Source organism: Acidithrix ferrooxidans, from assembly GCF_000949295.1.
GTDB classification, from domain to species: Bacteria; Actinomycetota; Acidimicrobiia; order Acidimicrobiales; family Acidimicrobiaceae; genus Acidithrix; species Acidithrix ferrooxidans.
The window spans coordinates 1-9,786 of sequence record NZ_JXYS01000137.1; the positions used below are offsets into that span (position 1 = coordinate 1).

The window sequence follows — 9,786 nt, forward strand, 5'->3', positions numbered from 1 at the left end:
CTACCAAGGACATTTCAAAGTGCCTTCGGTTGAATCGGTATGCGAATTGCCTCTGAGGTAAAGTTGCATTATGTTACCTCACGTCCGTGGTATGTTCCGTCGATAAATTTCTNGCAGTTCCCTATCAGGATGTTGAGCCATTTGAATGTTACATGTGCTTGTTCGTCTTTGGATAGAGTGAACCAGTGCGCTAGTCCAAGGTCTTTCAGCACATACCCCGTAACTTGGGTTACCATCACTTATCAGCTTGGTATCGGAATCTAAACGTCTCACAAAAACATCTTTGAATGATTTAGCAGTGGTATCTTTGATTACTTCCATGAAGCAATGAGTAGGAGCACCATTGCTAATCGACACTCCAATTAGGACATTGGTTTGTTTTGTTCCCTTTCCTCTTCTGCCTTCGCCATGGCTCTCACCACCTAAAAAGAACTCATCTACTCAGGCGTTTTCTCCAAGTTTGTATAAACCATTTCGGTCAGCCATTGCTTTTCGTAGCTTATTTAGCATCAACCAGCCAGTCGAATAAGATACTTGAACGAATTTAGCAATGGTAGTAGCCGAAAGACCACGCTTGTCGTTGGACAATAGATAGATAGCGGAGAACCACTTGGATAAAGAGATATGGCTTCGATGAAAGATAGTCCCGGAGGTAACGCTAGTTTGACGGTGACAAGATTTACATTGAAAAAGTGGAGCTCGAGATGCTGCATTTCTTCGATGGTTTGGCCTGATTAAGGTAAATTGGTCAGAGTCACACTTTGGGCATCTAAATCCCTCTTTCCACCGCAATTTGATCAAATGATCTTCACATGCTTCCTCTGAAGCGAAGCGTACCATAAAGCCTGAGATATCCACCATGCCTCCTTTATCGAACATCTGTTCTACTAAAGATTAGCTCCAATCTGGTCTCGGTGGAGGCGAAACTTACGAAACTTGATAAGTATGAAACTATAAAATCCAAAGATCTAGACGATCTTGACCCTCATCTTCCATGGTTATCTAACGCAAAGGAATTATCCCTAAAAGTCCTCAAACAAACGATAATCAAATGAACCTTGGAGCAACATTGAACCACCCCACGGATATACGGGTGATTCCTGGCTCAGGCTGCTTGAATGCCCAGCGGACACTCAGCTCTTATGCCATCAACACCAGCCGCATTCAAACCAGCCCAGACGACTATCATGGCCGCAGAATTCTTGTCCCTTGAATTTCCTAACCCACAAACATAACAGGAATAGGTTCGTTGGGACAATGCTAAGCGAGTGCTTGGTTCTCGCAGTGCAGCTGAAGCAACCGATAGTCGTCTACCTTGGATGGAGGGGTTGTGGGCCTGAAGCGTGCTTCTAATTCATATAAACACCGGTCTGATCTTGGCTACGCTATCCGGTCTGCTCTTGGCTACGCTATGACAGCATCATCTTTCTTCTTAGCCATGGTTGTCTTAGCGAGAGATTTTGGTTCTAACTCTTCCATGGCGGCCTGGTCGTGGTTCATCACAAATAACTTGGCGTAGTTACATGATTCAACTTGTCGTTTTTGTGCGACGCTGCGATAAGTCTTGGCGGCATATTTTTCTTGGCGCATCGGTAGCCCTTAGAAGTTGATTGTCCGCTCTGGGTTTACGTCGAGCCATCTTGCGTTGATAGCGAGAAAGAGGGATCTGGGAGGTTTTTGGTCTTTCATGATGAGGAAAGCCGTAGGTGTCATCTGTTATGGTAGCAATCTCATTTACTACCCAATCAATCCCTATGATCGCTCCGTTCTTGGGGAGTGGCTCGTGTTTCACTTAGATGACGAAGCTCACTCACCAATCACCAACTCCGTCTTGAAAAGTTCCTTAGAAAAGACGGCTCAGATAAAAAAGGACGCGACCAGACCGGGTGGGCGATATTGCCTCCAGCCAGATGTAACTGTAAGAGGTTATGCCTATTTGTTGTTGATCTGGTGATCGGGTTTGTCCTGTTCCTTTTGTTCTGTTCTTTGAGGGGTATCCACTCCTTGTGCGGTTGAAAGCCTTTGACCTGGCTTGTCCGAAGTCTCAAATGGTCTGTTGCCGGGTAACTGAGGAAGCATTTGGCAAACACTCATTTTCGCATCGCCAATGGGTGGGGTCTTTACACAATTTTGCCGGCCCACACTAATCTTGTTCTCAGGAGTAGATGTGCTAAAGGCTGCTTTGGACTCTTGAACACAGCGGCTCCAGACCCATCGGGCACTGTCTCATTCAGTACTGTCTCGTTAGGCACTTTCTCATTCAGCACTGTCTCGTTAGGCTTGCAGTCTTGACCCAGCATCTTTAGAAATAGGCAATCGGTAGTTGTACCAGATGGCGGAAGAGCCAAGTTTGCGTGATAACACTTCGGTGTATAGCTTGCTCATATGGAGATCAAACCCAATAACAACCCAATAACAAAAAATTGTCTAGCGCTGTATTTATCATGTTCTAAGTACGACAGATCAATTACCGACGATGATCTAAAGTAAGGCACTCATCGAGCCTTAGCTCGAGGAAATCATTACTCAGCTTTGCATCACGAAGGGGCCAAAGAAGGGGCCAAAGAAGGGGCCAAAGAAGGGGCCAAAGAAGGGGCCAAAGAAGGGGCCAAAGAAGGGGCCAAAGAAGGGGCCAAAGTGGACTTTAGACCATGGCCAATCAACTCCATCTCCTCGTTAGTGTCGATCCCCAGTTGTGGAATATTCACTATGGCATCGATCCTCTCGTCAAAGTAGATCAAAGCTTGGTCGTCTCTGAGGCAGCGCATTGAGTTGCTAAGTCTTGGCCACAGCCTCGCTAGACCTGTAGCTAAGACTTAGTCTTCGTCACTAGGAGTCTTCGTCACCCCGCTAGAAATCATAAAGCAGTAGGTGGCTAATCAGCGCAATGTTTGAGCACAGTTGTAGGCGCTTCGCCCCGGTGGGACGCTATATCCCCAGGGCTAAAACCAGGGGCATTCCGCCAAATGCCACATTCTGGTAAATACCGAAAAACCTCGGCGGGCTACCAAGCAATCCCCCGGTTCTTACATCACTATCGTCAAAGTCATTTAATCAAAATCTTGCGCTCTGCAGCAAGGGCTAGACAACTAGAGCTCCGAACTAGGATGCCAACCTTTATGAAGCAAAGATGCTGAAAACTTCCAGATCTAGGCGATACGAACGTACAAGTTGGGTTATCAAACACGGGGGCTTCGATCAAATGCAATGCCAAACATGCAACATCAAAGCTGCGAATCTAAATGCGCAAATATACGCCTGAAAACAATCAGTATCTCCAGCTCACTAAGGATAAAGTTACCACTTAAAAATCAGGATACTTCGACCATTTTATTGGTGTTAGCGTCAAGATAACATGGCACCATGGGCCAAAAGCGGTGCTCAAATTCCTCAACCTAACCCTGCTAAATATTTCAGCCGCAGAAATCTAAATCAAAATTAATAAGAATACTTTGAAGCGTTCACCTCTGACGAAAGTCAAACACTCACACTCGTTACCTCGTTACCATGAAGGTCAATTACAATTTGCATCGACCACCAAGGAATGTGTAGCCCAAGAGACATTTGAAAGAACCTATGATTTTACGATAATTTCGCAATTCATTTATTGTAATGAATAAAAATAACTTACCAATTGCCTCACGTAACATTAATTCCAGATAACCAGCCTCCCAATTCGCTAAACGAAAAGCTCTTTACTTTTTACCCTTTCGACTATCTAAATACGACCCACCCGAATCCATATCACTCGAATAGATCGTTGGCTCATAGACCCTGCTGGGGTACCTATCGATTCTTCCTCAGAAAATCCAGGCACTCAATAACAATGTCATACTGCCCGAAAAGTTGTTGACCTCCAACCGAAATCAAAGACCGTAAAATCAGCGCCACACAACACAACATCACCTATCAGAGCAGAGTCAAGGGTTCCAAATGGTTCGTCAATTATAGATTGACAAATAGAATCTGTCAATCTATAATTGACGGTATGATGAAAAAAATCGACGACCATGTAGCCGAGCAGATACGTGAATCAATCACAGAAGCCATAAACAGCGCAATTCGAGACAAAACTAGAGAGGATGAAGTTATTTCGGAGTTAGTAATCGCAGCAACTCAGGTCGGCTTAGACCACTCTCAAGAACTTCTATCCCAAGCGGTATTGGCAGCTCGCCACGCAGGCGTTAGCTGGAGTGAGATTGGAGATCAGCTAGGCGTCACCAAACAGGCTGCTCAGCAACGTTATAGGGTTACGAAGACACCGGTAGTAGGTGCAACCCAACGACTACTAAAGCCAGTTACCGCCTTAAATGAGATGGCCAAATTAGCCGATGCTGGCGCTCACGGGTGGCACTCGATTAGCTACGGTTGGCTATATCACCTTCTTGAAAAATCCGACCAGCAATGGGAGCACCATCGTGACGGATTCCCAATTCCAGGAAATCGAAAGCGACTGGAGGCCGATGGATGGACGTGGATTGGAACAACATATCCATGGCAATACTTCAAACGGCCACTAGATACGCCGGCTTTCAAGGAGAGCCTCTAACAACCAATGCCAAAAGGCCCAATTTGTCGCTTAGCATTGGACTCAAAGCGATATCGTTTTAGGATCTGACAGAAAATAAATAAATCGCTATAGCTAAGCTCTGAAACTTTAGACCTCCAACAAAATAGCATTCGATCATTTAGGCCAGGCAACCAAGCCAAAATATTCGAAAAATATCGCTCGAATTCACACGGCACGTCAATCGCATAAAAGTTAAACATTTATGAGAAAATACTTATTATCAACACGATATAAACGATGGTTTTGATCTACCCCTGGCCTATCGCCAAAGGAATTTCAATAAAATATTAACGATATTCAAAATAAACAACAAGTAATATGTTCGCACCTTGACGATATGGCTCATTTTTAAATGGGCATCTTCCGCCTTCTATTTGTTGGCATATTGACGTCACCAATCTGCCAACTTCCAAGTTTCGGCTGTTGCGATATATGCTCCCGTTCAATTCGAAGGTACCTTAGGTTGTAGGCGATTCTTTGTTTGAAAAGATTATGAATTTGCAGCCTTGCGAAACAATGGCCTACGAATTATGATATTTCGAACAATTAGAAACTCTTTTATCAATTTCAAGTAATTGATCCTAAATTGATGTACTATTAGAGTCAATGAAATCGATTTTCAACATCGTCGATGTTGAACTTAATTCGATCCGAAGGCGATGCATCCTATGAGTACTTCCCCCTTAGCCCCTAATGGCTCTTCTTCTCCTGTTAATTTTTGGAAGGTTCGAGGATTAAACAGACAAACAAGACGATTACCACACCGTCACGCCAAACTCACCGCACTGGGTGTGAGCATCTTGGGTTTCGCAGTCTTCACGGCCTCAACTAGTAGCCCCGCATTTGCTGCGACCGCTCTCAACCTTGGCTCGGCTACGTCGTATGCGGTCGTGGCGGGTTCGACGATTACCAATACCGGGTCATCGGTCATAAGTGGAGATATTGGACTATCTCCAGGCACATCAATAACCGGTTTTCCACCCGGTACCGACACAGGTACAACCAACGCCAATAACTCAGCATCGCTAGCTGCACAGACTGCTGCGACAGCCGCATACGGCATTGCAGCAAGCCAAAGCGCGACAACCGTAGCAGCCGGAACTTTAGGTGGAGTGACATTTACGCCAGGGGCATATAACAACTCGACTCTGAACCTAACAGGGACAATAACCCTAAACGCTGGCAATAACCCCAACGCCGTATTTATCTTTCAAAGTGGCTCAACTCTTACGACAGCTTCATCCAGTACTGTAGTGTTAGAAAATGGAGCACAGGCATGTAACGTCTTTTGGCAAGTTGGTAGTTCGGCGACCCTCGGTACAACTACGAATTTCGCAGGAACCATATTGGCACTGACTTCAGTGACCCTAAATACCGGGGCAACCGTCAACGGGCGCATTTTCGCCCAAACCGGAGCGGTAACCCTCGAATCCAATTCAATCACGATACCGACTTGCTCCACGGCTCCTACGGCAACCACAACTTCGAGCACCACAACTTCGAGCACCACCTCTACGGTTGCAGCTAGTACAACAACTACACCCGCTACCGTTACAACAACTACACCCGCTACCGTTACAACAACTACACCCGCTACCGCTACAACAATTACTCCAATTGCCGCGCACGCATCCGGGGTTATTCCTGTAGGTGCACCTGCTACCGGAAAAGGTGGAACTGCAGGTAACAGTCCTATGCAATTGGGAATCATCGGCTTCGGCGCAATCATCATCGCCCTAGGTGCGGCGGGGTTTGCCTTGCGGTCCCGTCATCAACATGGCTAAACAAAGTAGATCGGCCCATCGGATATCTCAAAACAAAAACTCATTTCGTCAATGGATCTGGTGGGGCATTGCCACAGTTGCCATGACAATTGGTGTCGTTTCCCTCGTTGGCACTTTGCCTACGAGGGATCCAATCAAAGTGGTAATTGCCAAGGCGGTCGCACCACGACCGCAAAGAGTGGCCTCTAAATTTGCGACCATTCCGAGCGCTCGACCGGTCCAACTCACAATCCCGGCAATTGGCATCAACACCTATGTCGGGACGCTAGGACTACAGGCCAATCACCAAGTCATGGTGCCTACAAACTCCCATACGGTAGGGTGGTTTATTTACGGTCCTACACCAGGGCAGATTGGGTCATCAGTTATTCTTGGCCATGTAGACTCCTACCTCGGACCTGGTATTTTTTTCAATTTGAAATCTCTTGTTGCCGGAGACACAATCACACTGGTGCTAGCCGATGGTACTGTAACAAACTTTGAAGTTACCAAAGTCGTCCAGTATGCAAAAGCGTCATTCCCCGATCAATTGGTCTATGGTTCAAACGGCACGCGCTCACTTCAGCTAGTTACCTGCGGTGGAACCTTCGATCATGCTACGGGAAGTTACGAATCCAACATCGTAGTATTCAGTCAACTCGTGAGTGCTTCTTTACCAAAGCTGTAGGAAACTACAATATTCAACTCGAATGAATTGCCACAAAGCAAGGTCACGAATCGGATCTCGACAAAATAACTGACAAAAACTAGGTAAAGCCAATCAAATGCCATTTGATAAAAATTGTCGATTTGCTTGAGATTGTCCACAATAAGAGACTTGAGACACAAGACTACCGCCACCTGATCAAACTCATCAGGGCCGATTAAATCTGGTGCTTCCAATGATTAATACTTTTAGGAAGTGCTCCCGGATGATATTGACCACAGAGACAACGGCAGATGTACCGGCCGTGTTGGTAAGGCTGTGTTGCTGAGGGGGTAACCCTAGTCTGGTAGCCTCCATTATCAAAAAGTGCATAACCAAGAATTAAGACGCCGAAGATCCAAGAGAGCGATGTCTTTCGCCGGGTAGAACGACGCGCACCTTTGGCCGGTATCTTGATTGGCTCCACCCTGGGTATTGGGCAGTATCCGAACATGTACGCAAATGCAACTGATTCCTTTGATAGTTCCAATCCACACAGTGCCGTAACTCGGATAATCGAAGCTATTAGCGATAGTCACACTGACGCCTTGGTCCGACTGACAGACTCCAAACGCGCTCATCAATTGACAGGAAGATCTTCCCCTCGCCCTGAGGAGCTCCGGAAGGTTCTCCATAACTCCTTGATCGATGTTCTTTCATTGGCCACATGGAGTCTTGCAACCGCGCCACGACTCCCAGCGCCGGACACCGAAATAGTGAAGTGGGTAAGAACCGGGCCAACGGTTGAAGTGGTTCGGGAGCCTCACTGGGTCACCGCAAATACTTTTCCTGTTCGGACTTTCCAGTTCAGATACGCTCAGCAAGGATGGGTCCCCGTCAAGCTTGATGACTCCGACCCTGCCACTACGGGCGGGTAACCTATAGCTCATATAGAGTCATGAACGCCATGTGATCCACCTGAAGTGCGAGAAAGTCGAGCGGAGTGAAAATGAGACAAGCGCTCATAATCCGAAAGTGGCACGTATGGAGAACCAAATTATTGCAAAGGTCCCAGGGTCGCAAGGAGCCCCCATTTCGCTGACACCATAGCCACTTTGTGTGGCTTGTCGGGTTTTCCAGCTAGTCCGCAGGGTTAAAACATGCCCTGACCTGGTAGGCCCGGTGGGATGCGAACCCACAACCAAGGGATTATGAGGTGTTCACAAAGTGTCCGAACTGGTAGTCAATATGTCCGAGTACGTCTCATTTTTGCAGCTCATCGAGGCGTTTCGGCAAGGGCGGTGAGACAACCTCGGACTGGGTCGGACGTTCTCGGACACAATTGTTGGGTGAAAAGTTGGGTGAAGCGTACATAGAGATCCCCCTAAGCATTGGCTGACCGTGTTGATCTCATTGTTCGTACCCGAACACTACCAACGTGTTCTTCGGTGCCAATGGATCGCCTGACCATTGCTGTCCTGGTTGCGAAGAGCAAAACACCAAGATTAAAGTGCGGTTCTGACGGGGTAACGACAATCGGTTTCGCTAAGTGCCAACATTACCTGGGGACAGAAGCCGCATCGGGTCCCTTGGTAGAGTAAGGCAACCTACTGGATCTTTTCACTATCCAGACAGACCGCACTCTCAAGCGTTAACATCTATCTCAATACCCGACGAGACTTCTCGTAGATGCTATCAGCGGGGGTCATCAATGAAGTTTGCCATTATCCGGGGGCTATTAGTAGCGTTCGCCGGGAGCGGCACTGCTCTTGCGTCACCGGCGACTGTAGCTTCTAGTTCGAATCCTTAGGCCATCTTCGCTCCAGTTAGGGAGGGTTCTGGTAACACCTACTCCACCCTCACCTAACTTTGACTCACTCACTGCAAGCAATACAGCTCTTCGTGCCAACGGCTTTCCCGAAAGGCCAGCTGGCGCTCCTTCGGGTTGGTTTATCGGGGCGGCCTCGCAAACGAAATGGGTATACCTACGGCTCACTCCCCGATATAGCCACCAGCTGGCGTCACCGTTACATCAAAGCGCTAGCCCATCTTTCCGAAAATCAACCTATTCTCCCAGCTAGTTGAGTATGTGGTCTTACGTTGGGACACTACAAATGCGTCGCAATGGTCTTTATCCGTTTAAGGGGATCACTAACTCCTAAGAGACGGTAGATCTCTTTGTGAACCGGCTCAGAAACACCACTAGTGCGGATGTGATAGACAACGCCTTTATCTGATGTAAGAACTATGGTGGCTCGGCGGTGACTGTTGAGTTGCTCTTTGATGGTTGACCATCTTCTCTTATCGTTATTTTGCCTCAAGGTCAGCTCAATGGCACTAAGGAGGTGATAGGCAAGTACTGAGATGAAGAGGTGAGCAGCAGTTCGGCTAGCTAGTTGATGATAGACCGGTCGAAGTCCAAGATCACTCTTGAGGGATCTAAAGGCATCTTCTACTTTAGTGAGAGTCGTATAGATATTCCAGATCTCACCTGCATCTAGCTCGCTATGGCTGGTGTCTATGACGTAGGCTCCTTGGAGATTATCATCTTTGGCTTTTGTGGGTTTTTCTGTAATAGTGAGATTGATTACTTTGTCAAAGCGTCTCTTTTTGATGATCTTGCCATGGTCTTGATGATATTCAAGGGATATCTCGTATTTGGAAGCAATACTTGGGTACTTGGCCTTGATGCGTCCGATACGCTCTGAGACAACTGTGGTCTTAGATATAGAACCCTTTGTGATTGAGGTATTCAACGAAGTGATATCTNCTAAGAATCTCTCGTTAGCTTGACTAGAGATCGCTGA

General features: G+C 46.9%; 10 protein-coding genes and 1 pseudogene. 4 read left to right on the forward strand and 7 right to left on the reverse strand.

What is annotated here, in order from left to right; translation table 11 throughout:
- Positions 1-78: 78 nt before the first annotated feature.
- The 4 genes and pseudogenes from AXFE_RS21755 to AXFE_RS20600 form a co-directional block, all read right to left on the reverse strand.
- A pseudogene (locus AXFE_RS21755) lies at positions 79-381 on the reverse strand (hypothetical protein); the annotation flags it as partial.
- Positions 382-441: 60 nt separating this feature from the next.
- The gene (locus AXFE_RS21760) at positions 442-879 is read right to left on the reverse strand and encodes a transposase (protein WP_052606661.1); all 438 of its coding nucleotides are present in this window, start codon (positions 877-879) and stop codon (positions 442-444) included.
- A gap of 525 nt (positions 880-1,404) precedes the next feature.
- Complete coding sequence (locus AXFE_RS17245) at positions 1,405-1,590, reverse strand: hypothetical protein (RefSeq protein WP_052607145.1); 186 nt, start codon at positions 1,588-1,590, stop codon at positions 1,405-1,407.
- A gap of 947 nt (positions 1,591-2,537) precedes the next feature.
- The gene (locus AXFE_RS20600) at positions 2,538-2,708 is read right to left on the reverse strand and encodes a hypothetical protein (RefSeq protein ID WP_200891355.1); all 171 of its coding nucleotides are present in this window, start codon (positions 2,706-2,708) and stop codon (positions 2,538-2,540) included.
- A gap of 1,280 nt (positions 2,709-3,988) precedes the next feature.
- Between AXFE_RS20600 and AXFE_RS17270 the strand changes: the two genes are divergently transcribed.
- The 3 genes from AXFE_RS17270 (at position 3,989) to AXFE_RS17285 (ending at position 7,021) form a co-directional block, all read left to right on the forward strand.
- Positions 3,989-4,549, forward strand: a complete 561-nt coding sequence (locus AXFE_RS17270; protein WP_152626201.1) for a hypothetical protein — start codon at positions 3,989-3,991, stop codon at positions 4,547-4,549.
- A gap of 689 nt (positions 4,550-5,238) precedes the next feature.
- Positions 5,239-6,354, forward strand: coding sequence for an ice-binding family protein (locus AXFE_RS17280; RefSeq protein WP_052607151.1), 1,116 nt, complete (start codon positions 5,239-5,241; stop codon positions 6,352-6,354).
- The gene (locus tag AXFE_RS17285) at positions 6,347-7,021 is read left to right on the forward strand and encodes a class F sortase (RefSeq protein WP_200891356.1); all 675 of its coding nucleotides are present in this window, start codon (positions 6,347-6,349) and stop codon (positions 7,019-7,021) included. Before AXFE_RS17280 ends, AXFE_RS17285 begins: the two co-directional genes overlap by 8 nt.
- Here AXFE_RS17285 and AXFE_RS17290 read toward each other — a convergent pair.
- Positions 6,988-7,236 (reverse strand): hypothetical protein, encoded by a 249-nt coding sequence (locus AXFE_RS17290; protein WP_052607152.1) that lies wholly within the window; start codon positions 7,234-7,236, stop codon positions 6,988-6,990. The genes AXFE_RS17285 and AXFE_RS17290 overlap by 34 nt on opposite strands.
- A 204-nt stretch (positions 7,237-7,440) precedes the next feature.
- Between AXFE_RS17290 and AXFE_RS17295 the strand changes: the two genes are divergently transcribed.
- Positions 7,441-7,917, forward strand: coding sequence for a hypothetical protein (locus AXFE_RS17295; protein WP_052607153.1), 477 nt, complete (start codon positions 7,441-7,443; stop codon positions 7,915-7,917).
- Between the two features lie 836 nt (positions 7,918-8,753).
- On the opposite strand, the gene AXFE_RS19655 is transcribed toward AXFE_RS17295, so the two are convergent.
- Together AXFE_RS19655 and AXFE_RS21840 are read right to left on the reverse strand one after the other, a co-directional pair.
- A complete protein-coding gene (locus AXFE_RS19655) occupies positions 8,754-8,975 on the reverse strand; it encodes a hypothetical protein (RefSeq protein ID WP_152626202.1) in 222 nt (73 codons plus the stop codon).
- Positions 8,976-9,087: 112 nt separating this feature from the next.
- Positions 9,088-9,735 carry an IS1634 family transposase gene (locus tag AXFE_RS21840; RefSeq protein WP_052607154.1) on the reverse strand — a complete coding sequence of 216 codons (648 nt, stop codon included), beginning with the start codon at positions 9,733-9,735 and terminating at the stop codon, positions 9,088-9,090.
- Positions 9,736-9,786 lie beyond the last annotated feature (51 nt).